Consider the following 23075-nt stretch of genomic DNA (forward strand, 5'->3'; position numbering starts at 1 on the left):
TTCTGATAATATCGCGTGAATAGATTTTTATTTTGAAGCCAATGCTTCATATCCGGAGAGCACTTAAATTATGATGGATCGATTACGCGAAGGCGTGAATAGCATCGCGGTAAAAATTATCCTTGGGTTGATTATCCTGTCATTCGTATTCGCAGGTGTAGGCAGCTACATCACCGGTGGCGGTAACAACGCAGCAGCTAAAGTTGGCAACACAGAAATTGCTCGTGGTGAGTTCGAACAGGCTTACCAAAACGAACGTAATCGTATGCAGTCTCAACTTGGCGATTACTTCGCGCAAATGCTTGCAGACCCTGCTTACGTAGAGTCTTTCCGTAAATCAGTACTTGATCGCATGATCAATGACGTACTGCTTGAGCAGCAAGCTGAGTCTCTAGGCCTACGAATCAGTGATTCTCAAATCCGCACCATGATTCTAGAAATGCCTCAGTTCCAAACGGCGGGTCAATTCGACCAAGAAGTTTACCAATCGGCACTACGTCGTGCAGGTTTCAGCGCAGAGAGCTTCGCTGAATACATGCGTCGTGACCTTATGCGCAACCAGCTTGTGACTGCACTTCAAGGCAGTGAATTCGTTCTTCAGGGCGAAATCGATACTCAGAGCAAGCTTATCGCACAAACTCGTGACATTCGCACAGTGACACTGTCTGTTGCTGACCTTGCAAAAGACATCGAGTTAACTGACGAGCAAATCGAACAGTACTACCAAGAGAACCCAGCAGCTTACACTCGTCCAGAGCAAGCTAAGGTATCTTACATTGAGCTTTCTGCTGAAGCGCTTAAGTCTCAGCTTGAAGTAAGCGATGAAGAAGCACAGAAATACTACCAAGAGCACCTAGACAAGTACTCAACGGAAGAGCAACGTAAAGTTAGCCACATCCTAGTTCAAGGCGATGACGAAGCGAAAGCTCAGGCAATCCTAGACGAGCTAAATGCAGGCGCTGATTTTGCTACGCTAGCGGAAGAGAAATCTGACGACTTCGGTAGTGCAGACGTTGGCGGTGACCTAGGTTGGATTGAGCGCGATGTTATGGACCCTGCATTCGAAGACGCGGCTTTCGCTCTTGAGAATATTGGCGATACTACTGGCCTAGTTAAATCTGATTTCGGCTACCACATCATCAAGCTAGACGAACTAAAAGCGTCTCAAGCTCAGCCTTACACTGAAGTAGCGGCAGAGATTAAGACAGAGCTTCTAGACCAACACGCAGTTGATCAGTTCTACGAGCAACAAACTGAGCTAGAAAAAGTAGCGTTTGAATTCCCAGATTCTCTAGATGATTCTGCAGAAGCTATCAACGCGAAGATCACAACGACAGATTTCATCTCTCAAGTTGACGCTCCAGAAGTTCTGATGACGCCTGCAGTTATGCAAGCTATCTTGAGCCCTGAAGTGAAAGAAGACGGTCTAAACTCGGAAGTTATCGAAGTTGCACCTGAGCACGTAATTGTTGTTCGTGTAGAAGAGACTCGTGATGAGACAGTTCTTCCTCTAGCTGAAGTGAAAGATCAAGTTGTCGCTGCACTGTCTGCTGTACAAGCAGAGCAGCAAGCGGTTGAGCTAGGTGTTTCTCTAGTGAACGAACTTGAGCAAGGCAATGAAGCAGTACTAGCGGACAACAACCTTGAGTTCACTGAACTTGAAACGATTGACCGTAACTCGCCATTAGCGGCATCTGTATTCGCTCTAGCGAAACCAGAAGCAGGTCAAGCTGTGTTCGGTCAATCTAAAGACCAAGACGGTAATATCGTTGTTGTTGAGCTTTCTAAAGTAACGGCTGAGATCAACCCAGCCTACAGCACTCAAATTGGTGCACAGTTGGAGCGAGTTGGTAACCAGCAAGACCTGACTAACGTATTAAACGTACTTCGTAAAAACGCAGACGTTGAATACTACGTAGTGGGTCAAGGTCAGTAAGCGTTTGATTACCTCAGTAGCAAGCTCAAGTTAGAGCTTACTACTGAAATCAATACGTGATTGTTAGGCTTTAATTCAGATTTGTGAGCCAACAAACAAGCTGATGAAAATAAGATGTATAACAAAGCGGGTCACTTAGGTGATCCGCTTTATTTTTATCTGGTGATTGTGTTATCTAGCGCGGCAAATGCATAAGTTACGTTTTTTGAACAAAGGAACTATTTATGCGCACGATATATTCAACACTAATTCTTTCATTTCTGATGCTCTTAAGCCCTGCCGTGTTTGCAGACAGCCCAACCAAGGATGAGCTTTACGAAGGCATTGAGATTACGGTCAACATCAATACCGCGACGGCAGAAGAACTTTCAGCACTATTGGTTGGCGTGGGTGACAAGAAAGCCAAAGAAATCGTCGATTACAGAGATCAGAACGGGGCATTTACTACTGCTGATGATTTGGTGAGTGTCAAAGGGATAGGTGAAGCGACGGTTGAAAAGAACCGCGAAAGAATTCAACTTTGACCCGTTTTTCTACTTGTTAGAAATGAAGCGATAGATATGAAGCCTCCGGCCAATGCACCTGCTAGGTGGGCTTCAATCGCGATACGAGCATTAATCAGTTCACCAGTCGTGCTAGAAGGGCCAATAAGCTGCTCCCAAGCGATTTTAGCGACTAATCCGAATACTAACAGCCAACTAGACTTCCTGCCGTTTAAAGCCTCTCTGAGCGCGAATAAGCCAAACAACCCATGCAAAGTGCCCGATAGGCCAACGTAGATCTGAATACTTGAAAACAACAGAGCGACGCCAGTCACTAAACTGATCACAAGCAAAGCAACAACAAGCTGTTTTTTACTCGGTTGAAACAGGTAGCTGATGATCCACAAGCCTGCTAGATTCATCAGAAGATGCGAGTAGTTGGTATGTGAAAAGTTTCCTGTTAGGATTCGCCACCATTGCCCATCGGCAATCGCATTGCTATCCCAAACGACCCAAGCTTGTATTGGCTCAAATTGGAATAAGACGCATAAAAGTGAAATGAAAATTAAAACAGGGTACACATTAAATCCATGTCTCGTTATTGCCCCCAATGCAGCAAGGCTTTGAAAGCTTGTATTTGTCAGTGGGTTACACCACTCGAATCGAATGTTGAGCTTATCATTCTTCAGCACCCATCAGAAGAGCATCGTCCGATGGGAACAGCGCGTATTCTCTCGTTATCTCTTAATAACAGCGTGACGTTTGTTGGCGAAGACTTTTCAGACAACGAACAACTCAACGCATTGTTGTGCGATGAACAGTATCAACATGTGATTTTATACCCAAGCGAAAACTCCGTTTCAGTTGAGTCGGCGACATCTCCCAATAAGAAGCTGCGTGTGATTTTATTGGATGGCACGTGGAAGAAAGCATTCAAGATGTGGCAAGTATCGAGTAACTTGCATGCGTTGAACACGGTTCATTTACCGAAAGATCTCAAGGGTAATTACCGAATTCGCAAAGCACCCAGTGAAAATAGCCTTTCAACCGTTGAAGCTGGCTATCATTTACTTAGCTTGTTAGAGCGTGATGGCGACTTTAGCCCTTTGCTAACGGCATTTGACCAAATGATTCAGTTTCAAATCAATCAAATGCCGCCGGGCGTGTTTGAGAAAAACTACTTAGATTAAGCCGTTTTAGTAAAGTGAGTCAGGAATTAAAACTCGGTATGAGCTGAGAACAGTTGCTGATGCATTTTCTGCGCAAGATCATCAGTCATCGATGAAATGTAATCGGCTATCACGCGCATTTTTCGAGACTCATCTTGATGTTGTAGCCATTGCTTCTTGATGGGCAGTGGCAGCAAGCGTTCAGGATCTGCGCTGAATGCTTCAAACATATCCATGATGATCTGTTGACCTTTGTATTCGATGACCTGAACCTGTGGCACTTGAATAACGAACTCGCTGACAAAGTGTTTCAGCTTATCGAGTGTGCCGTCCATGCTCGGCTCGAGCACCGCATTGTAAGCCAACAGTACATTCTCAAAGTTAGCCTCCACTCGCTTAATCGAGATACTGGTCAACAGTGCGTTGACTATCCCACCAATCGCATCCTTTCGACGATACTGTTCACCAGAGAAAAGCATCTCTGTAATTGAATCTAGGTGTTCACAAATCCATGGGTCGGCCATCTCTTTCAGTTGAGGGTAAGCCGATTCGACCCACTGAGCTTTGGTCACAGAGCCAAGCACAATCGCATCTTCTAAATCGTGCACGCCATACGCGATGTCGTCAGCAAGTTCCATGATCGAACAATCCAGTGACTTATATTTGGTCTTGTTGTGCTCAAGTGGCTCGGTATGCGTTTTTCTTTTCTGTTTTAGGAGCTGTTGGTCGCTGCTTGAAAGCGGTTCAAGCACCCAGTTAAACAACTCTTCATCATGATCGTAGATGCCTTTTGCTGGCATCCAATCTTTAGCTCGGAGTTGTCGTTGATGCTTAACGGGTTCAGACTGCAATTTAGCTTGAACCTCACTCAGCAGAGAAGGGTACTTAATTAGACCTAACAAAGTGCGTCGAGATAGGTTCATCCCGTGATGTTCAGTGTAAGGTTCTAGCTGTGTGACTATGCGAAACGTTTGAGCGTTGCCCTCAAAGCCGCCGTGGTCGCGCATCATGTAGTTGAGTGCGACTTCGCCGCCATGTCCATAGGGTGGATGACCGATGTCGTGAGCCAAACACAGTGAATCAATCAAACTGTCTGAGGGTAATAGGTCTCGAAATTCGGGCTGCTTTTTCTTCAGTTGAGCGACGATACCGGTGCCAAGCTGAGCGGCCTCAAGAGAGTGGGTAAGGCGCGTTCGGTGAAAGTCGTTGACCGTGGTGCCATGGATCTGGGTTTTCGCTTGTAAGCGACGGAAAGCAGCAGAGTGAAGCACGCGCGCACGGTCACGCTGATACGGGCTGCGGTGGTCATCACGCCTTATTTTATGTTCATCGTCATTTCGATGTTGCCATTCTTGTTCGAGTTCAAATGGTGGTTCGAGTGGAGAAGTCAAAATAGCACCTATCAATCTGATTTATTTAGCTAATTACACTCAAGTTATACCCAGCTAGCTTATCTCGTCTAGTGATAATTCAAAGCTTGGCGCAAATGTGGTGAGAAAGTAGTCCATTTCTGGGCTTTTACGCTGTTCGAGTGTTTCTTCCAGTCGGCGTTTCGCTTGCTCGTATTCATGATTGCCCGCACTGAGCTCCTCCAAGCATTTCAAATAAGCACAGATCGTGTCGGCTTGTTTAACGATGCTTTGCTCTTCTTTACTTGCTGTTCCAGATATCAAAAACGGGGCGAAGTCGTCTCGGAATTCTTCTGGCAGCATTGAAAGCAGTCTTTGCTCTGCTGCCGCTTCTATCTTTTTATACTCTTGTGCGATGTCTGGATTGTAATATTTAACTGGCGTCGGTAAATCGCCTGTTAGCACTTCACTGGTATCGTGATACATACCAAGCAGCGCAATGTGCTCTGGGTTGAGCTGGCCATCAAACTTCTTATTTTTAATTAATGCCAAGGCATGTGCGACGAAAGCCACCTGCAGGCTATGTTCTGAAATATTCTCGCTTGAGATTGAACGCATCAGGGGCCAGCGTTGAATCAGCTTCATACGGGCAAGATGGGCAAAGAAATGGCTTTGTTTCATAAGAGTCCTTATAGTACCAATCGTAGTAAATAACTGGTCATCCTAGCTTGTTAAAAAACTCGATAACTATGTTAGAATTTTTGATTGTAGAATAACTACTTATCGAAGCTGCTTGTCGAAAATAGCTGCCTTGTTCTCAAGCTTTTTTCCTGCGCTATTTCTGAACACTTACTTACTGTGATTGGTATAAACAATGCTCCACTCGTATTGGTGCTTAACACCGTGATACGAGACAGCGGATACAAAAAAGGCTCCCAAACAGGAGCCCTTTAAGCATAGAAGTGATTGATTACAAGTTAAAGTCTTTTAAAACAGCAAATTGTAGTCATCTTTCTTTGTGCTAATTAACCTTCGATGAGGTCGTCTTGGCTGTAGGTCTGTAAGAAGCGCTCTAGACGACCAATCGCGATTTCTAGGTCTTCGATATGTGGCAGAGTCACGATGCGGAAGTGATCCGGTTTTGGCCAGTTGAAGCCAGTACCTTGAACCAATAGCACCTTCTCTTGCTTAAGGAAATCGAGCACGAATTTCTGATCGTCTTTGATGTTGTACATGTTGGTGTCGATTTTAGGGAACAGGTACATCGCGCCTTTTGGTTTCACACAAGAAACGCCAGGGATCTTGTTGATCAGTTCCCATGCACGGTCACGTTGCTCAAGCAGTCGACCACCAGGAAGAATCAGTTCGTTGATACTCTGATAACCACCCAGTGCTGTTTGGATGGCGTGCTGCATTGGTACGTTGGCACACAAACGCATCGAGGCCAGCATTTCTAGCCCTTCAACGTAGCCTTTCGCTATGTGCTTCGGACCCGTTAAGAACATCCAGCCACCACGGAAACCACACACGCGGTAAGCCTTAGATAGACCATTGAATGTGACCATTAGTACGTCTTCAGCAAGCGTTGCGACTGAAGTATGTACGGCACCGTCGTAAAGCACTTTGTCGTAGATTTCATCAGCGAAGATGATCAAACCGTGCTCACGAGCAATCTCAACAACTTGTAATAGGAAATCACGGCTGTATACCGCGCCCGTTGGGTTGTTCGGGTTGATAAGAACGATGCCGCGAGTCTTTGGTGAGATCTTCGCACGCATGTCGTCTAGATCTGGATACCAATCAGCATCTTCATCACACATGTAGTGAACCGGTGTACCACCAGAAAGCGCAACAGACGCTGTCCATAGTGGGTAGTCCGGAGCGGGAACTAAGATTTCATCACCATTATCCAGTAGCGCCTGCATAGACATAACGATAAGCTCTGATGCGCCGTTACCAATGTAAACGTCTTCTACATCAAGGTTACGTAGGCCTTTTTTCTGGTAGTGCTGAACAACCGCTTTGCGGGCTGAATAGATGCCTTTTGAGTCACAGTAACCTTGAGATGTCGGTAGGTTACGAATTACATCAACAAGGATTTCATCAGGGGCGTCAAAACCAAATGGGGCGGGGTTACCAATATTAAGCTTCAGTATTTTATGCCCTTCTTCTTCCATGCGCTTAGCATGTTTGAGTACAGGCCCCCTGATTTCGTAGCATACGCTGTTGAGTTTTGACGACATCCCGATATTTTGCATTGCCGATTTCCTGAAATTAATTTAAATACTTTATTAAAGTACCGCAAAATGGGGTTTGATAGAATAAAAATCTGATGAGTGTCGCATTTCAGTGTCACGTTTGGTCTTTTTGTTGTCACTCTTTTCTAAATTTTAATTAATCGCTTTCTTTGTTGTTGTCTAAGATGAATAAAGAGGCTGGATCGCTTAAAATCACAGGAATGTTCAAAAGATATAGTAGATTCTTGATCTAAGTGGGTGCTGCCCATAGAGTATCAAACTAATATAATAATAATTTAGATGTGAACGAGGTCGATTTGTCACATTTCCAGCAAACTATCTCCGCTTTGATTGAGCGAGTACAAAATGCCCAAGCAAGTGAAGTTCGTTGTGTTGAAGTTCTAACGCAAAAACCATCGTTTGCATTTATAGAATGGCTTCATGCTCAACCGCTCTTTCCAAAGTTCTACTGGCAGTCACGTGACACTCGTGAAGAGGTCGTCGCGCTCGGTCAACTGCACACTTTTTCTGATCCTGCTCCCGCGTACGCAATTCTTGGTGAAGACCAACGAATCTGGGGTGGACGTTCATTTGATGGACATACCGCAAAGAACCGTCGTTGCATGGAATCGTTTTTCTTCCTTCCTCAGGTTGAATTAATCCGCTTTGACGACACTTGGTCGCTAGCGGTTAACTTGTCTCCTGATCGCGTTGCCTCCATTAATGCTTTGAATAAGCTTTCTGTAGAAGCGGCGATATTGGCACCTTTGTCGGCTCACATTGAACAGATTAACCACGTTCCAGAAAGAGAGCAGTGGGGCAACCTTGTCGATAAAGTGCTGCAAGGCATTAGCGATGAAGAGTACAAAAAAGTCGTTTTAGCACGTAAAACCACACTGCAACTCGATGCGCCTATCCGCGCAGCTCAATTACTTAAAGCCAGCTATCTGCAAAATCACCACAGTTTCCACTTTATGTTGGTGCTGGATTCTAAACACAGTTTCATTGGCTCGACACCAGAGCGCTTATATAGCCGACATGGTACGGAGCTTGATACCGAGGCGCTTGCTGGAACCATTGGTCGCGGAGAGAACGCTACTGAGGATATGGAACTGGCCAACTGGCTTTCTCAAGACAGCAAAAACCTCAATGAGAACCAGTATGTGGTCGACGACATCATTGAGCGTCTCACTCCTCATTCTCAAACGGTCCATGTTGAAAAGGATGCGCGTCTAGTGCGCTTGCGTAAGGTGCAGCATTTGAAGCGCAATATCCATGCTCAGCTCAACAATGGCGTTAATGGTGTGCAGTTGCTTGCTGCCTTACAGCCAACTGCTGCGGTGGCGGGTTTACCTCGTAAAGAGGCGATGGATTTCATTCTTGAACACGAACCGTTTGCACGAGGTTGGTATGCAGGCTCTGTAGGCTATATCAGTCATCAGCGAGCGGAATTCTGCGTGGCGATTCGAAGCGCCTTGATTGTAAACGATCAAGTACAACTGTTTGCTGGCGCGGGGATCGTGCCGGGATCGGTTGCCGAACATGAGTGGCAAGAGCTGAATAAGAAGATGTCGACTCTGCTCAGTCTCATTTCTGATCACCCACCATTAGGTGTGGCGTCATGAATCACGACCAAGCTGTATTAAACAGAGTTTGGTGTAACACATTACTTGAAGAGCTTGCCCGCAGCGGTGTTGAACATGTTTGCATCGCACCAGGCTCTCGTTCAACACCATTAACACTCGAAGCCGAAGCTAACTCTAAGCTAACCTTACATACGCACTTTGATGAGCGCGGGCTTGGCTTCTTGGCTTTAGGTTTAGCTAAAGCGAGCAACAAACCCGTTGCGGTGGTTGTTACTTCTGGAACTGCCGTAGCTAACCTTCTACCAGCGACCGCTGAATCTGGATTAACGCGAGAAAAGCTAATCTTGTTGACCTCCGATCGACCGATTGATTTAGTCGACTGTGGTGCCAATCAAGCGATTCAGCAGCATGGTATCTTTTCTTCCCATGTAGAAAGTGCTTTAAACCTGCCAAGCCCAACCACACAGATTTCATTGAATTGGCTTCTAACATCGGTTGATAGCGCGCTTGCGAAACAACGCAATGTTGGCGGTGCGATTCATATCAATTGTCCGTTCCCAGAGCCGCTCTATTCTAAGAGTAGTGCTGAGATGTATGCGGATTATACAAAGAGCGTGGCAGCTTGGAGAGCTTCAACCTGCCTTTACTCGAACACTTATTTGCCCAGTCATTTAATCGCTCAGCCTGTCTCAGCAAGTGATTATGTCGCTCGTAAAGGCGCAGTGATTATTGGTTCTATCGAGAATGAAGCCGCAATTAAAGCCAAGCAGTTTGCGACAGCTTTGGGCTGGCCAGTATTCTGTGACCCTCAATCGGGTGTCAGTAGTGACTGGAAACACTATGATTTATGGATGCAAAGTGACGCAGCCAAAGCACAGCTTAGTCAGTGTGATTTTATTATCCAGTTTGGTGAGCGCATCGTATCTAAGCGTCTTAACCAATGGGTAAAAGAACAAGCTGCCACATTTTGTTCATCGCAGTACATCGTTGTTTCACCAGATGCACATCGTATTAATCAAGATCATCTGCCTCAAACTCATATTGTCGCTGATATCGAACATTGGTTATCAGAGCAACATCTACCAACGCTGTTGGGAGAACATGCTGGCTGGGCGGCATCTTTGGCGGAAGTCGCGAATACGGTTCAGCAGTTAGCGTTGGCGCAAATCTCTAATAACGACCAACTGACAGAGTTGAGCGTTGCCGTTGACTTGTCGTCTAGACTTAAGGGCAGAGAGCTTTTTGTGGGAAATAGCTTGATGGTAAGGCTGGTGGATATGCTGTCATCAATCTCTGCGACTCAAGTCTACAGCAACCGCGGTGCATCGGGCATTGATGGCTTGGTGGCGACGGCTGCGGGAGTGATAAAAGCCAACCAGAATCCTTTGATGATGCTGATTGGTGACACCTCTTTGTTGTACGACCTAAATTCACTGGCTCTGCTGACTCATAATTTAACGCCGATGGTTATTGTTGTGACCAACAATGACGGTGGTGCGATCTTTGACTTGTTGCCGGTTCCTGAGCAACAAAAACAGTCTCTATATCAAATGCCTCATGGTTTCAATTTTGAACATGCTGCTGCGCAATTCCATCTTGGTTATGCGGCGCCAGAAACCTTGAATTGCTATCAAACGCTCATCGAACAACATTTTGAACAAGGTCAGGGTACCTTGCTCGTAGAAGTTAAGACGCCTCCCGAACAAGCGTCTACTTTGCTGAAGCAATTCAGCTCAATGCTCACCGAGGCATTAGCCTAAGGACTTTACATGCTTTACTCCAATTATTACCCAGCAGTACAAGAATCTTCTGACAAACCTTTGCTTGTTTTTTTACATGGTTTACTCGGAAGCGGGGATGATTGGAGTGCATGCCACCCCTTCCTCGAAGACTTTCCTCGTCTTTGCATAGATTTGCCCGGACACGGACAAAGCCGGTTTATCGACCCTGTAGGCTTTGATCATTGCTGTACCAAGATAGTTCAGTGCATCACATCTCAGCTGGCTTTCAACGATCTTCCTGTCGATTATCCTATCGTGGTGATTGGGTATTCTATGGGGGGAAGGCTTGCCATGTATGGGGTAACAAGCCCTTGCTTCGAAACTCTTAACTTAGAGAAAGTCATCATTGAAGGTGGCAACTTTGGCTTGGAATGTGATGAAGAAAGAGCACAAAGGTTAGTACACGATACGCAATGGGCTGTTCGCTTTGCACAGCAGTCGATTGAAGATGTTTTAGACGATTGGTATCAACAAAGCGTCTTTTCTTCACTAAATCATGAGCAAAGACAAACTTTGGTCATAAAGCGTAGTGGTAACCTTGGAGTATCCGTAGCAAATATGTTGTTATCTACTTCGTTAGCTAAGCAACCGGATTTACGTGCCACATTGAAATCTCATGAGCATTTATTGCATTATGTATGTGGAGAAAAAGATCGTAAATTCATGGAGCTAGCTGAGAATAGTGGCTTTGAATATAGTCAGGTGGATTACGCGGGTCATAATGTTCATTTTGAGCAACCAGAGATGTTTTCAAATCTGATCATCCAATGTATCGCCAGTCGTTGATGAACTGACTGAGCGAACCTCTCGTATCAAGCGCTATAGAAAGCAGAGCAACACCGTCGCGACTCTACGCTAGTCGCGCTCTCTAATAGAACAATGGGAATCATCATGGCTAAAACAGTAGGCATCACAGAAGAAGAACTTTACGCAGCCGTTAACTGGCGCGATGAAAGCAGTCAATATGAAGATATTCAATACCACAAGTCTGATGACGGTATTGCGAAAATCACGATTGCTCGCCCTCAAGTGCACAATGCGTTCCGTCCACAAACCGTAAAAGAGATGATCAATGCACTGGCTGATGCTCGTTATGACGAGAAAGTTGGCGTAATCATTTTGACTGGTCTTGGTGAGAAGGCGTTCTGTTCTGGTGGTGACCAAAGTATCCGTGGTGACTACGGCGGTTACCAAGATGACTCAGGTACGCACCACTTGAATGTACTTGATTTCCAACGTCAAATTCGTACTTGTCCAAAACCAGTTATCGCAGCGGTATCGGGTTGGGCAGTCGGTGGCGGTCATGTACTTCACATGATGGCAGACCTTACTATTGCAGCTGAAAACGCGCAGTTCGGTCAGACGGGTCCTAAAGTGGGTTCTTTCGATGGCGGTTGGGGTGCTTCTTACATGGCTCGTATCGTTGGTCAAAAGAAAGCACGTGAAATTTGGTTCTTGTGCCGCTTCTACGATGCACAAGAAGCACTGGACATGGGCCTTGTAAACACCGTTGTTCCTGTTGCTGACCTAGAAAAAGAGACAGTTCGTTGGTGTCGTGAAGTGCTTCAACACAGCCCAATGGCACTGCGTTGCTTGAAAGCGGCACTGAACGCTGACTGTGATGGTCAAGCAGGCTTACAAGAGTTGGCTGGTAACGCAACCATGATGTTCTACATGACAGAGGAAGGCCAAGAAGGCCGCAACGCATTCAACGAGAAACGTCGACCGGACTTCGACAAGTTCCCGCGTAATCCATAGTCTTTCTCCTCTTCAAAATGAGTCGCTAATAGCGGCTCGTTTTGTTTTGATGTTCCCCGTTTTTTAGGAAACTTTATGAACTCAGTGAATTCTCAGCGTCACGCTAAACTTTACCGTTATCAATTACCTATGGATAGTGGTGTGGTTCTTCGTGACAATAAGTTGAACGAACGTGTTGGCTATATCATCCAACTTGAGTGTGATGGTAAAACTGGTTTTGGCGAAGTTGCGCCTTTGCCCGGTTTTAGCCAAGAAGATGCCGAACAAGCTGGCATTCAGCTTCAACACGAATTAGAGCTTTGGAGCCACAATAAGCCTCAAACGCCTTTCGACGAGCTGTATCCTTCTGTCGCGTTTGGCTTTTCAATGGCGATGATGGAATTGCGAGGCGATCTTAACGCTCAAGGTAACTACCAAGCGGCGCCTTTGTGTACAGGCGATCCAGATGAACTGATTCCTGTATTGAATGAGATGGTAGGCGAGAAGGTCGCGAAAGTGAAAGTCGGCCTCTACGAAGCGATTCGCGATGGCATGTTGGTTAGCTTATTCCTTGAGTCGATCCCTGATTTGACTCTAAGACTTGATGCCAACCGTGCGTGGAAGCCAGAGAAAGCGAAGCAATTCATTAAATACATTTCGCCGTCAATGCGCCAGCGTATAAGCTTTATCGAAGAGCCTTGCCAAAAGCCAGAAGACAGTTTGGCATTTGCCATTGACCATGGTGTGGCGATTGCGTGGGACGAGACACTGCAAGAAGCGGTGCGCAGCCCGGAATTTGATCTTAGCGACCTTACTGGTGTTAAAGCAGTCGTGATCAAGCCAACTCTTATTGGTTCTGTCGAGCGTTGCGTGGCAATCATTGAGCGAGCACAGAAGCTTGGAATGAAACCTGTATTGAGCTCAAGCATTGAGTCGAGCCTAGGTCTGACTCAGATTGCTCGTCTGGCGCAGCAATATTTGCCAAATGAAGTGCCGGGGTTGGATACGATTGGCTTGTTCAAGCAGCAGCTAGAGGTTTCTTGGCCGGGCTGTCAGTTGCCTGTCTCTACGCTTGAAAAGCAACAATTGATTTGGTCTTCTTAGACCGAGCTATTTGAATGGCTATTTAGTTAGCTTAACAAGTTCTTAATCTATTTTTGGTTATCATATGATGCGCCCACAATCTAATCATCCCCCGCTCTGGGTAAAGTGGGCGCAGCAAAACCCACTTCAACCAGCGTTAGTGACCACTCACCGCACTTATACTTGGCAGCAAGTGTTTGTGTTGGTTAGTGAGTACCAACAACAGCTATCTCATCAAGGCCTATCTGAAGGTGATGTACTGACGATTGTTGGTAAGAATCAAGCTGAAGTGATCCCTGTTTATCTTGCCGCACTCAATTTGGGTGTGGTTTGTGCGTTTACGATGCCTCAGCCTAGTTTACGCCTGAAGCAAAAGCTCGATTCCTTATATCAAGCAGATCAACAGAGCTACCTTTGGCTCTTGGGCAATAGCGGAATAGAGCAATCAGAGACTGCCGATTTGAATACTCAGTTGGTGACCTTGCCTTGCCTAAGTGAACTGAAGTTTGATGGTGATGATGAGCAGATAACTACACCTCAAGAATCCAATTTCAATCCGCAAAATCTAGCGAGCATCGTATTCACTTCAGGTTCTACCGGAAACCCAAAAGCGGTCGCTCATACACTTGAGCAGCACCTATGCTCTGCGTCAGGGCTGCTTGAGGTGTTTCGTTATCAACAAGGTGACACGTGGTTACTGAGTTTACCTATGTACCATGTGTCGGGGCTGGCGATAGTTCATCGTTGGTTGGCGGCTGGTGGTTGCATCAAAATAGGCACAGGTCAGCTTGAAACCGATATAGAAGAATGCAGTCATGCTTCATTGGTCGCTACTCAACTACATCGATTGTTAAAGAGTAAGCAAGCACTTACTTTAACGCATGTACTTTTGGGTGGTAGTCATATACCAGAAGCACTTGGGCTCGAAGCTCAACAAATGGGCATCGAAACATGGCTTGGATACGGCATGACTGAAGCGGCTTCAACCGTGACCGCGAAGCCCGTTGATGCCGGCAGCACCGCCGGTTTTGTCCTTAACCATCGCCAGCTAAAAATTGAAGAACAACGTATCTTTATTGGTGGCGAGACGCTCGCGTCCGGGTATTACTATCAAGGTAACTTAACGCCATTAGTTGATAAGAGCGGTTGGTTTGATAGCAAAGATCTTGGTGAGTGGCTTGGCGAACAAGTGTCGATTATTGGCCGTGCCGACAACCAGTTTATTTCTGGTGGTGAGAACATTCATTGCGAAGAAATTGAGCGAGTACTCAATCAATTGTCTGAGGTTAATCAGGCTTTTATTGTTCCCATAGAAGATGATGAGTTCGGATTTCGACCTGCAGCGATTGTCGATTGTGCTGAGTTGCCAACCAAAGAGTGGTTTATCGAGCAGTTAACTGGTCGTCTTGAACGGTTCAAATTTCCTATTGAGTATTATCGAATGCCTCAGCAGGAACAACATGGTATTAAGGTTTCGCGCGCTGGATTGGCGCAGTGGTTACAGCAGACCCGTTCTAAATAGAGCGAAGAGCAATAAAATGAAGCGCAATACACGGTGACTAGTCGTAATTGCGCTTCAGGGGGGTGTGACGGTGGTGAAGCCGTCACAAATTCTAATTATTTATCGTGTCATTCAAGATTTGGCGTTAAGCGAGTGCCTTCTTCATTTGTTCAGCGACTTTATCTACCTTACCTAGACCAATGATAACTTGTAGACCACCTTTCCCAACCGGTACCACACCTGCCGCACCGAGTTTCCTCAGTTTCTCGCTGTCTGCTGCACCTGAGTCTTTCACAGTTAAGCGTAGACGAGTAATACAGTTATCGACTTCTAGAATGTTGTCTGCACCGCCAACCGCTTCAATGTAGCTGTTGGTTAGGTTAGCCAATGCTTCTGGCGTTTCAGTTTCTTTTTCTGCTTCCATCTCTTCACCACGACCTGGAGTACGTAGGTTGAACTTGATGATAGCGAAGCGGAAAATACCGTAGTAAAGCGCGAAGAACACCACACCTTGAACCAGTAGCATGTACCAGTTAACCGCGAGTGGGTTTTGGCTTGATAGTACTAGGTCAACGAAACCAGCAGAGAAGCCGAAGCCTGCCATCCATTCCATGCTTGCTGCAATGTAAAGCGATAGGCCTGTTAATACTGCGTGCAGTAGGAACAACACGGGTGCTAGGAACATGAAGCTGAATTCTAGTGGCTCTGTGATACCCGTGAAGAATGAAGCCATAGCTGCCGCAAGCATGATTGCGAATACTTGGTTTTTGTTTTTCGCATCAGAACAGTGATACATCGCCAATGCTGCTGCTGGTAGGCCAAACATCATGATAGGGAAGAAGCCCGCTTGGTACATGCCAGTTTTACCTGGAATACCCGTACCGTTAGCGATAGATTGCGCGCCGCCTAAGAAGTTTGGAATGTCGTTAATACCAACAACGTCGAACCAGAACACAGGGTAAAGAGCGTGGTGCATACCTACTGATAGGAACAAACGGTTGAAGAAACCAAACAGACCAGCACCCACCGCACCCATGCTTTCTAGTTTAATACCCAGAACGATCAGAGCGTCGTAAACAGCTGGCCAGATGTAAAGTAGAGCAAAAGAGAGAGCCATACCTGCGATTGAGGTCAGGATAGGAACCAAACGCTTACCGCTGAAGAACGCTAGAGCTTGAGGAAGTTCAACCGTTGAGTAGCGGTTGTAGATCTCAGCAGAGATGATACCCACAATGATACCTACGAATTGGTTGCTGATTTTGCCAAATGCCGCAGGCACTTCACTGAGTTCAACATCCATTAACTGAGCAACAGAGCCCGGAGCAAGTAGCGTGGTGACGACGAGGAACATCACAAAGCCAGACAGTGCCGCAGAACCATTCTTATCACGGCTCAAACCAAATGCGACACCCACCGCGAATAGAACCGCCATGTTGTCGATGATCGCGCCACCAGATTTGATCAAGAATGCGGCTAAGATACTTTCAGAACCCCAACCAACAGGATCCAACCAATAGCCGATCCCCATAAGGATTGCTGCAGCTGGCAGTGTGGCTACGGGAACCATCAATGCCTTACCTACTTTTTGCATATACCCGAGTATATTCATATGTGCCCCTAAGTTTGTAATTAATTTTTTTAATGTTTCTGCTCGTCAACGTATGGAGTCAAATATTGATCGAGGCAGGATTTTAAGTAACTGCGGTTATTAAAAACTTATTTCTTAATGCAAACAAACGAAACGGGTAGTAGTATGAATTAAAATTTTTAATGCATGAGTTCGTATGGCTAACCATCAATCTTTACTTAGAAATCTTCATACTTTTAATGTTACTGCAGAGAAAATGAGCTTTACGCTAGCGGCTAGAAAGTTGCATTTGACTCAGGGAGCCGTTAGCCATCGAATCAAAGTGTTAGAAGGTGAACTCGGATTTAACTTGTTTGTGCGAGGGACTCGTAAACTGGAACTAACGGAAGAAGGTCAGCGCTTTCAACGAACGTTATCCAAGTCGTTAAGCTCTATTTTTGGTGAGATCGAAGACATTACCAACACAGACTTGTATGGACAGATCAATATCGGTACCAGTCCTGCATTTGCCAACAGTTGGTTACTGCCGAGGTTGGCTGATTTTAAACAGCGATACCCAAAGTTTAATCTCAATATTTTCTCGCAAGAAGAGCAGGATTTTCATCAAAATCATCTCGATGTCGCTATTTACTATGGTGCTGAAAATCTCAAAGACATGCATCGACAGCGCCTGTTTGGTGAAAAGTATATTCCGGTATGTACACCGAGTTATGCGGCTGAACACGACATCTTTGATGATGGCTTAGAATCGCTGCACCGGATTAATTTCATTCATGCACTAGGGTCAGATGTATGGCAGCGTTGGATTAAACACCACGGCTTAGATGTGAACTTGTTTGAGCAATTTTACTGTGTGAGCCACCGGGATATGGGCGTAAGAAGTGCCCTCAGCAATATCGGTGTCGCGATGGGGCGCTATCATTTTGTTAAGCAGTATGTTCAGACTGGTGAGCTGATAACACCTTATCCGAGCATGGATACAGACCAAGGGTATGACTTAATCTGCCCGTTAGGCACGGAAAAACGACCTAAGGTAAGAACCTTTATTAAGTGGTTAGAAGGGCAGTTGCGTTAGGTTAGTTAATTTAGCAATTAGATAGTTCAAAACAGAATTTATTATCTTTATAACCATCCATCATAATAAGCCATATAAATAACGGATTATAGAATAAGGTCTTATTATGAAAATTGCCCTCATCATTGCGGTTTTACTGCAGATAGGCCAAGCGATCATCTCATCGGGGTTGACTCGTTCGTTGGCTGAGCTCACCGCATTTGTGTTGGTTGTGGTACTTGTTTTAATGAAAAGAGAGAGCAAGAAGAGTGATAAGCCCCTGTTTGATTCGTGATTGTTACAACAAAGAATACCCTTACCACAAACGATAAAGGCAAAGCCCATTAGAGCTTTGCCTTTTTGTTTTGTTGCTCGCTAACTTGAGTGTCTAGTTCACCGAACAAACATCTAAAGCGTTTCTATGCGGGCTAAGCGAGAGTTAACCACGCCAATGAACCCGTTGAGATCATGACCCACATTGTAATACCAAACATCAGTGGTTTCGGCCCTGCCGCTTTTAACTTCTCAACTGAAATACCACAGCCAATTAAGAACAAACACACGACCAGTGCTCGCTTAGACACATCAAAGATTCCTTGATAGACCATCTCAAATTGTGGCAGTAAGTCACTCACCGCGATAGCGGCGCAATAGAAGAAAATGAAGTAGGGAACCGTAATCTTCTTTTGATCGTTCTTGAAGATCATCGCACTAATTAAAGCGATTGGGATGATCCAAAGTGCGCGAGCGAGCTTCAATGTTGTCGCTGTCGTCAGTGCTTCTTCGCCATACGCTGAAGCTGCACCTACTACAGAAGACGTATCGTGAATCGCTATCGCTGCCCAAGTACCAAATGTTTGTTGGCTGAGCTCAAGCGCGTGACCAATCATCGGGAATAAGAATAGAGCAACCGAGTTCAACACGAATACGGTGGCTAATGCCAAGCCAATCTGTTCATCGTCTGCTTTGATCGCGGGTGCCACTGCTGCTATCGCGCTACCACCACAAATCGCGGTACCAGAAGATATAAGATAGCCCGTAGTGCGGTCTAGCCCCATTTGTTTCGCCAAGAACCAACCAATGACTAATGTACCGATAATCGTCGTTACAATGAGCCCAATACCATCGCCTGTTACTGCTAATGCTTTTTCAAACTGAATACCAAAACCCAAGCCAACAATAGAGTAGGCCAGTAGCTTTTTGGTAAGCTTGCCGACTTCCAAGTGTTCAGGGACTAATCCTAAACTAGCAAGCAGGAAACCGATAACCAGGGCTGTCGGTGAGCTAACCCAAGGCGTTAAGCAAAACAGTGCAGCAAGATAAAATGGAACGGACTTTTTTAGGTTCATTGTATTTAGAGTCTTGTTTTGTTGTGGCGTTATTGTGAAGAGACCACTATACGTTCAATAAAATGATAAGTAAGTCTAAATGAATTGAACAAACGTTAAGGAAAACTTAACGCTTGTTCAACTGATATGAATAAAGGGCTGGTTAACTAGCGTAATGATCCGCGAAGGTCAGAGACTGACTGTCGAAGCGTTTCACAAGAGGCTTGTTTAGGTGAAATCGGCTCGCCAGCTTCTATCTCTAGCTTAGTCCAGAAGCGAGTGGGTAACCCTTTGCAGGCACGGCCTTTGTAACGACTAAAGTAGCTACCCCATAATCCTTTAAGAGCCATAGGAATCACTGGGACAGGGGAACGTTTGATGATCAGCTCCATACCACGCATGAACTCAGCCATTTCGCCATCAGAGGTGAGCTTTCCTTCTGGGAAAATACACACGATGTGACCTTCATGCAGGGCACGCTCTACTTCTTTGAAAGCGTTTCGAATCGAGTTGCGGTTGGTCGCGGAGATTGGAATCACCCCAGCTCTTTTCAAGAAGCGTCGAATTGGCGGCAACTTGGTGTAATCCTCTTCCATCACAAAACGGATCAAGCGAGGGCAAACCGCACTCAGCAGCAGTGCATCCATATAACTCACATGGTTGCAGACAATCAACGCACCGCCCTTTTCTGGCAGGTGATGTAAGTTCTTATGTTTAACTCTGTACATGGTGTGAGTGACCACCCACGTAAAGAAGCGGAAAGCGTAGATAGGCACCTGATAAAACAGGTACAGCATCACCAAAGTGTTGCCCACTGCGAGCAAGATAAACAGCTGCGGAATTGAAAGATCTAGAACACTAAGGCAAACAATACCTAATACCGCACTTCCCACCATGAACAGTGAGTTGTAGATATTGAGCCCGGCAATCACTTGGGCACGCTCGTCGGGCTTGGCACGTAACTGCATCAGTGAATACAGAGGAACAATAAAGACACCGCCAGAGATACCCAGAAGCAGAAGGTAAGCAAACAGTGGCCACAGCTCTGAGTAGGTTACGAATTGATGGAAAGAACTAAAGTCAGGCAAAGACTCCGGGATGGATATCGCCATCAGAAGACCGAAGATCGAGATACCTAAGCTGCCCATTGGCACGATGCCGATTTCAATTCGGTGATTAGATAACTTATCGCAAGCTAAAGAGCCGATTGCAATGCCTACCGAGAATAGTGCCAGTAAAAAGGCGACGGAGCTTTCAGTGCCGTTTAGATGCAGTTTAGTGAAGTTGGGGAACTGAGTTAGGTAAGCCGCACCAAGGAACCAGAACCAGCTGATAGACATCAGAGCTTGAAAGGTCGGGCGATCTTTTTTGGCAATCGCAAGTGTCGCGCAGGTCAGTTTTACAGGTTGCCACTTTACTTTAAGATCTGGTGCATTACTTGGCGCATGTGGGATAAAGCAGCTTGATACATAGCCAAGCACGGCGAACGAAACAATACACACCGCAGCAATGAGCTTCGCGCCTTCTTCAGATGCAATGATGCCTGCGCCTAGAGTACCAATCAGGATCGCTAAGAATGTACCTGTCTCGACGAGAGCGTTACCAGATACCAGTTCTTTTGTTTCTAACTGCTGTGGAAGCAGGGCATACTTCACCGGACCAAAGAAAGCACTCTGCGTTCCCATAAGGAACAGGAGCAGAAGTAATATTCCGTAGCTTTCGTAGATAAAACCGACCGCACCCAGTGACATGATCACTACTTCGAGGAGCTTAACTTTACGGATAAACCACGATTTTTCGTATTTGTCAGCCAGTACACCGGCTAAAGCAGAGAATAGGAAGAAGGGTAGAATAAAAAGGCCAGCGGCCAAATTAATGAATAGATTGGTGGAAATAGGCAGCGTGTCTACGCTTGCGAAAGCAACAAACAGTAACAGGACATTTTTGAATATGTTGTCGTTAAAGGCTCCTAGAAATTGGGTAATAAAGTATGGTAGGAACCTTTTTTGCGTTAACAGCGAAGATTGGCTGCTGTTGTTCATTGTCTTTCCTTGGATGATTACCAGTTGGTTAAGTAGTTTGAGACTAGGTTATTGATCAGCTCTTTACCATCAATAGGCTCAGAGGCGAAAAATTTATCATCAACGCTAAGTAGAGTAATTCCGTGTACTCCAGACCATAATACACGGCTGGCTTTAACGACTTCGCTTTTCGTATGTTCAGGAGCAATCGCCACTAGCAACTGCTCTAGCCTGCCTGTCATTCTATCGATGCGGTTCGATTGCCATTCAGGAAGGTTTTCACCGTTCATGTTGTGCTCAAAGATAAGTTGCCAACGGTGAGGGTGTCTCTGTGCAAAATCGTGGTAGCAGTAGGCAAGGTTGAATAGAGCTTGCTGAGGATTGCTCGATTGTTCAACTGCTACAGCAGATTCTGACGCCAGTTCATCTAATGTTTGAGCAACAACATGCAATAGCAATAGGTTGTAGTTGCCGAATACATTCACCAAGGTACTTGGAACATAACCAATCATATTGGCGATTTTGCGTAGACTTAACTCGTGATAAGAGTGCTCTTCTAAGAAGTCGGTCACCGTTTTTAAGGTTAATTGCACTAATTGTTCGCGAGTGTGATCGTTTCGTCTTGCCATGGGTACTTTCTATTAAATGAACATCGTTCAATATTTTAATGGCGCCCCAGAGTGCCGTCAATCCCTTCGCTAGTTTAGTAATCAATTAATAGCCGCAATATTATGATACATGTGTAAACGTCGTGAATATTTCATTGTTCTTTGTTAACGAGTATGATTAAGGTGTCGAAAGATAAAAAACCTATAAAGGATAATAATGAAACGATTTTTCTCACTAGTCGCGATCCTGTTGGTAACAGTCGCGGTGACGCCAATCGCGGAAGCGAAAAAGTTTGGTGGTGGTAAGTCATTTGGCAAAAGCTTTAAAACGGCTCCAGCACCAAAACAACAAAACACGAATTCGATCCGTCAAGATCAAACAGGTAAGAACACAGCAGCTAACTCTAGCAAGAAAGGCCTTATGGGCGGTCTGCTAGGTGGTTTACTTGCTGGTGGTCTTTTAGCTGCATTCTTTGGTGGCGCATTTGAAGGTATCCAGTTCATGGATATTCTGATTATGGGTCTGATTGCTTTCCTAGCGTTTAAATTCCTACGCGGAATGTTGGGTGCGAAGCAGGGCTCAATGAATCAGCAGAATGCACGTGGCCAACAGCCAGCATTCGGCGGCATGGGTCAGAACAAGTTTGAACAACCTAAGCAACAACCAAATGTTCATAACTTCGAGCAAGCACAACCTCAATCACAAGGCACTGCTGGTGGCTTCGGTTTTGGTGCACAAAGCGATGTTCCACATAACTACCCACCGGGCTTTGATCAAGCGGCATTCATCAACGGTTCTCGTGAGCACTACCGTACACTGCAAGGTGCATGGAACCACAATGAGCTAAACACGATTGAAGAATACGTATCTCCAAGCCTATTTGAAGACCTAAAAGCTGAACGTAATAAGCTAGACGGTGATCAGCACACAGACGTAATGTACGTTGATGCTGAAATCGTTCGCGCAGACCACGATGGTAGCAAAGCACAGCTAAGCCTTCAGTTTAGCGGTCGTTACCGTGACACAGCGGATGGCGTTGAAGAAGATATCACTGATATCTGGCATCTAGAGCGTGACCTAACAACTAACAATGCACCTTGGTTAATTGTTGGTATTCAAGGTTAATTCCAGGATTTAACTCAACATCAATAGGATGTAGTTATTCGGAATAACACCAAATAATAGAAAGCCCCTGCTGAGAAATCAGCAGGGGCTTTTTTGCGTCTAATGATATGTATCTTAGTTAAAGATTGGATTAACCTGAGACTAACTAACTGATTTTATTTGGATGTAATGAGTAATGACAAAGTTCTTTGAACCCGTATTGGAGCCTGAGGTTACTTTGCAGCAGAAACAGATAATTGCGAACGAATGCGAAGAACATGTATCGAGCAATTGTTTAGGCTGCGCTGCTTATCTGGTTTGTGAGCGTCATGCTGAAGTATGGGATCACTGATGTTTGAATGATTTAGCTCGATTAGTTATTTGTAGTAGCGGGTTAGTGTTTAGGAAGTTGAGGGTTGTTTTAGAAGACACGTTTAGTAAGAGATAAAGCTCAGAAACGAAAAAAGCCAACTCAATGAGTTGGCTTTTCGATTTGTGCGCCGAGCATGG

At 45.4% G+C, this 23075-nt stretch carries 20 protein-coding genes; 12 read left to right on the forward strand and 8 right to left on the reverse strand.

Annotation, left to right across the window (positions count from 1 at the left end; translation table 11 throughout):
* Nucleotides 1-70: 70 nt before the first annotated feature.
* Both ppiD and AB4517_RS12735 read left to right on the forward strand, forming a co-directional pair.
* Entirely contained in the window at nucleotides 71-1936 is a 1866-nt protein-coding gene (gene ppiD / locus AB4517_RS12730; protein WP_017060618.1) for a peptidylprolyl isomerase, read from the forward strand.
* Nucleotides 1937-2160: 224 nt separating this feature from the next.
* Nucleotides 2161-2460: a helix-hairpin-helix domain-containing protein gene (locus tag AB4517_RS12735; RefSeq protein WP_065583684.1), complete on the forward strand. Its 300-nt coding sequence runs from the start codon at nucleotides 2161-2163 to the stop codon at nucleotides 2458-2460.
* Here AB4517_RS12735 and rrtA read toward each other — a convergent pair.
* Entirely contained in the window at nucleotides 2451-2999 is a 549-nt protein-coding gene (gene rrtA / locus AB4517_RS12740; RefSeq protein WP_017060616.1) for a rhombosortase, read from the reverse strand. The genes AB4517_RS12735 and rrtA overlap by 10 nt on opposite strands.
* A 9-nt stretch (nucleotides 3000-3008) precedes the next feature.
* Here rrtA and AB4517_RS12745 point away from each other — a divergent pair, with 9 nt between their 5' ends.
* Entirely contained in the window at nucleotides 3009-3608 is a 600-nt protein-coding gene (locus AB4517_RS12745) for a tRNA-uridine aminocarboxypropyltransferase (RefSeq protein ID WP_017060615.1), read from the forward strand.
* Nucleotides 3609-3634: 26 nt separating this feature from the next.
* On the opposite strand, the gene AB4517_RS12750 is transcribed toward AB4517_RS12745, so the two are convergent.
* The 3 genes from AB4517_RS12750 to AB4517_RS12760 form a co-directional block, all read right to left on the reverse strand.
* Complete coding sequence (locus tag AB4517_RS12750) at nucleotides 3635-4978, reverse strand: anti-phage deoxyguanosine triphosphatase (protein ID WP_372148442.1); 1344 nt, start codon at nucleotides 4976-4978, stop codon at nucleotides 3635-3637.
* Nucleotides 4979-5032: 54 nt separating this feature from the next.
* The gene (gene yfbR / locus AB4517_RS12755) at nucleotides 5033-5617 is read right to left on the reverse strand and encodes a 5'-deoxynucleotidase (RefSeq protein WP_017076767.1); all 585 of its coding nucleotides are present in this window, start codon (nucleotides 5615-5617) and stop codon (nucleotides 5033-5035) included.
* Between the two features lie 344 nt (nucleotides 5618-5961).
* Complete coding sequence (locus AB4517_RS12760; RefSeq protein ID WP_004736094.1) at nucleotides 5962-7194, reverse strand: pyridoxal phosphate-dependent aminotransferase; 1233 nt, start codon at nucleotides 7192-7194, stop codon at nucleotides 5962-5964.
* A gap of 296 nt (nucleotides 7195-7490) precedes the next feature.
* On the opposite strand from AB4517_RS12760, the gene AB4517_RS12765 reads away from it, so the two are divergent.
* From AB4517_RS12765 to menE, 6 genes are all read left to right on the forward strand, one after another.
* Nucleotides 7491-8798, forward strand: a complete 1308-nt coding sequence (locus AB4517_RS12765) for an isochorismate synthase MenF (RefSeq protein WP_372148443.1) — start codon at nucleotides 7491-7493, stop codon at nucleotides 8796-8798.
* Entirely contained in the window at nucleotides 8795-10519 is a 1725-nt protein-coding gene (gene menD / locus AB4517_RS12770) for a 2-succinyl-5-enolpyruvyl-6-hydroxy-3-cyclohexene-1-carboxylic-acid synthase (protein WP_372148444.1), read from the forward strand. The genes AB4517_RS12765 and menD overlap by 4 nt, the downstream gene beginning before the upstream one ends.
* A gap of 9 nt (nucleotides 10520-10528) precedes the next feature.
* The gene (gene menH / locus AB4517_RS12775) at nucleotides 10529-11326 is read left to right on the forward strand and encodes a 2-succinyl-6-hydroxy-2,4-cyclohexadiene-1-carboxylate synthase (RefSeq protein WP_372148445.1); all 798 of its coding nucleotides are present in this window, start codon (nucleotides 10529-10531) and stop codon (nucleotides 11324-11326) included.
* 105 nt (nucleotides 11327-11431) lie between these two features.
* Nucleotides 11432-12298: a 1,4-dihydroxy-2-naphthoyl-CoA synthase gene (menB, locus tag AB4517_RS12780; RefSeq protein ID WP_017064079.1), complete on the forward strand. Its 867-nt coding sequence runs from the start codon at nucleotides 11432-11434 to the stop codon at nucleotides 12296-12298.
* Nucleotides 12299-12373: 75 nt separating this feature from the next.
* On the forward strand, nucleotides 12374-13381 hold the full coding sequence (gene menC / locus AB4517_RS12785) for an o-succinylbenzoate synthase (RefSeq protein ID WP_017060171.1): 1008 nt from the start codon (nucleotides 12374-12376) through the stop codon (nucleotides 13379-13381).
* Between the two features lie 64 nt (nucleotides 13382-13445).
* Nucleotides 13446-14882, forward strand: a complete 1437-nt coding sequence (gene menE / locus AB4517_RS12790; protein ID WP_017060172.1) for an o-succinylbenzoate--CoA ligase — start codon at nucleotides 13446-13448, stop codon at nucleotides 14880-14882.
* A gap of 124 nt (nucleotides 14883-15006) precedes the next feature.
* Here menE and nagE read toward each other — a convergent pair whose 3' ends face one another.
* Entirely contained in the window at nucleotides 15007-16452 is a 1446-nt protein-coding gene (nagE, locus tag AB4517_RS12795; RefSeq protein WP_017060173.1) for an N-acetylglucosamine-specific PTS transporter subunit IIBC, read from the reverse strand.
* A 193-nt stretch (nucleotides 16453-16645) separates the two neighbouring features.
* Here nagE and AB4517_RS12800 point away from each other — a divergent pair, with 193 nt between their 5' ends.
* Together AB4517_RS12800 and AB4517_RS12805 are read left to right on the forward strand one after the other, a co-directional pair.
* Nucleotides 16646-17524, forward strand: coding sequence for a LysR substrate-binding domain-containing protein (locus AB4517_RS12800; RefSeq protein ID WP_017071714.1), 879 nt, complete (start codon nucleotides 16646-16648; stop codon nucleotides 17522-17524).
* A 106-nt stretch (nucleotides 17525-17630) separates the two neighbouring features.
* The gene (locus tag AB4517_RS12805) at nucleotides 17631-17798 is read left to right on the forward strand and encodes a hypothetical protein (RefSeq protein ID WP_017068947.1); all 168 of its coding nucleotides are present in this window, start codon (nucleotides 17631-17633) and stop codon (nucleotides 17796-17798) included.
* Between the two features lie 133 nt (nucleotides 17799-17931).
* Here the strand turns inward: AB4517_RS12805 and AB4517_RS12810 are convergent, their stop codons facing one another.
* The 3 genes from AB4517_RS12810 to AB4517_RS12820 form a co-directional block, all read right to left on the reverse strand.
* Nucleotides 17932-18852, reverse strand: coding sequence for a YeiH family protein (locus tag AB4517_RS12810; RefSeq protein WP_017060176.1), 921 nt, complete (start codon nucleotides 18850-18852; stop codon nucleotides 17932-17934).
* Nucleotides 18853-18998: 146 nt separating this feature from the next.
* Nucleotides 18999-20873 carry an MFS transporter gene (locus AB4517_RS12815; RefSeq protein ID WP_017060177.1) on the reverse strand — a complete coding sequence of 625 codons (1875 nt, stop codon included), beginning with the start codon at nucleotides 20871-20873 and terminating at the stop codon, nucleotides 18999-19001.
* Between the two features lie 17 nt (nucleotides 20874-20890).
* Complete coding sequence (locus AB4517_RS12820) at nucleotides 20891-21481, reverse strand: TetR/AcrR family transcriptional regulator (protein ID WP_017060178.1); 591 nt, start codon at nucleotides 21479-21481, stop codon at nucleotides 20891-20893.
* Between the two features lie 196 nt (nucleotides 21482-21677).
* Here AB4517_RS12820 and AB4517_RS12825 point away from each other — a divergent pair, with 196 nt between their 5' ends.
* On the forward strand, nucleotides 21678-22586 hold the full coding sequence (locus AB4517_RS12825) for a Tim44 domain-containing protein (RefSeq protein ID WP_017060179.1): 909 nt from the start codon (nucleotides 21678-21680) through the stop codon (nucleotides 22584-22586).
* Nucleotides 22587-23075 lie beyond the last annotated feature (489 nt).

It is taken from the genome of Vibrio sp. 10N.222.52.C3 (assembly GCF_041474195.1).
Lineage (GTDB): Bacteria > Pseudomonadota > Gammaproteobacteria > Enterobacterales > Vibrionaceae > Vibrio > Vibrio crassostreae_C.

What these genes read in the sequence shown, in the direction of transcription:
- ppiD (WP_017060618.1), top strand. Translation starts at nt 71, where the DNA reads ATGATGGATCGATTACGCGAAGGCGTGAATAGCATCGCGGTAAAAATT.
- AB4517_RS12735 (WP_065583684.1), top strand. Translation starts at nt 2,161, where the DNA reads ATGCGCACGATATATTCAACACTAATTCTTTCATTTCTGATGCTCTTA.
- AB4517_RS12745 (WP_017060615.1), top strand. Translation starts at nt 3,009, where the DNA reads ATGTCTCGTTATTGCCCCCAATGCAGCAAGGCTTTGAAAGCTTGTATT.
- yfbR (WP_017076767.1), bottom strand. Translation starts at nt 5,617, where the DNA reads ATGAAACAAAGCCATTTCTTTGCCCATCTTGCCCGTATGAAGCTGATT.
- AB4517_RS12760 (WP_004736094.1), bottom strand. Translation starts at nt 7,194, where the DNA reads ATGCAAAATATCGGGATGTCGTCAAAACTCAACAGCGTATGCTACGAA.
- menD (WP_372148444.1), top strand. Translation starts at nt 8,795, where the DNA reads ATGAATCACGACCAAGCTGTATTAAACAGAGTTTGGTGTAACACATTA.
- menH (WP_372148445.1), top strand. Translation starts at nt 10,529, where the DNA reads ATGCTTTACTCCAATTATTACCCAGCAGTACAAGAATCTTCTGACAAA.
- menB (WP_017064079.1), top strand. Translation starts at nt 11,432, where the DNA reads ATGGCTAAAACAGTAGGCATCACAGAAGAAGAACTTTACGCAGCCGTT.
- menC (WP_017060171.1), top strand. Translation starts at nt 12,374, where the DNA reads ATGAACTCAGTGAATTCTCAGCGTCACGCTAAACTTTACCGTTATCAA.
- menE (WP_017060172.1), top strand. Translation starts at nt 13,446, where the DNA reads ATGATGCGCCCACAATCTAATCATCCCCCGCTCTGGGTAAAGTGGGCG.
- nagE (WP_017060173.1), bottom strand. Translation starts at nt 16,452, where the DNA reads ATGCAAAAAGTAGGTAAGGCATTGATGGTTCCCGTAGCCACACTGCCA.
- AB4517_RS12800 (WP_017071714.1), top strand. Translation starts at nt 16,646, where the DNA reads ATGGCTAACCATCAATCTTTACTTAGAAATCTTCATACTTTTAATGTT.
- AB4517_RS12805 (WP_017068947.1), top strand. Translation starts at nt 17,631, where the DNA reads ATGAAAATTGCCCTCATCATTGCGGTTTTACTGCAGATAGGCCAAGCG.
- AB4517_RS12810 (WP_017060176.1), bottom strand. Translation starts at nt 18,852, where the DNA reads ATGAACCTAAAAAAGTCCGTTCCATTTTATCTTGCTGCACTGTTTTGC.
- AB4517_RS12815 (WP_017060177.1), bottom strand. Translation starts at nt 20,873, where the DNA reads ATGAACAACAGCAGCCAATCTTCGCTGTTAACGCAAAAAAGGTTCCTA.
- AB4517_RS12820 (WP_017060178.1), bottom strand. Translation starts at nt 21,481, where the DNA reads ATGGCAAGACGAAACGATCACACTCGCGAACAATTAGTGCAATTAACC.
- AB4517_RS12825 (WP_017060179.1), top strand. Translation starts at nt 21,678, where the DNA reads ATGAAACGATTTTTCTCACTAGTCGCGATCCTGTTGGTAACAGTCGCG.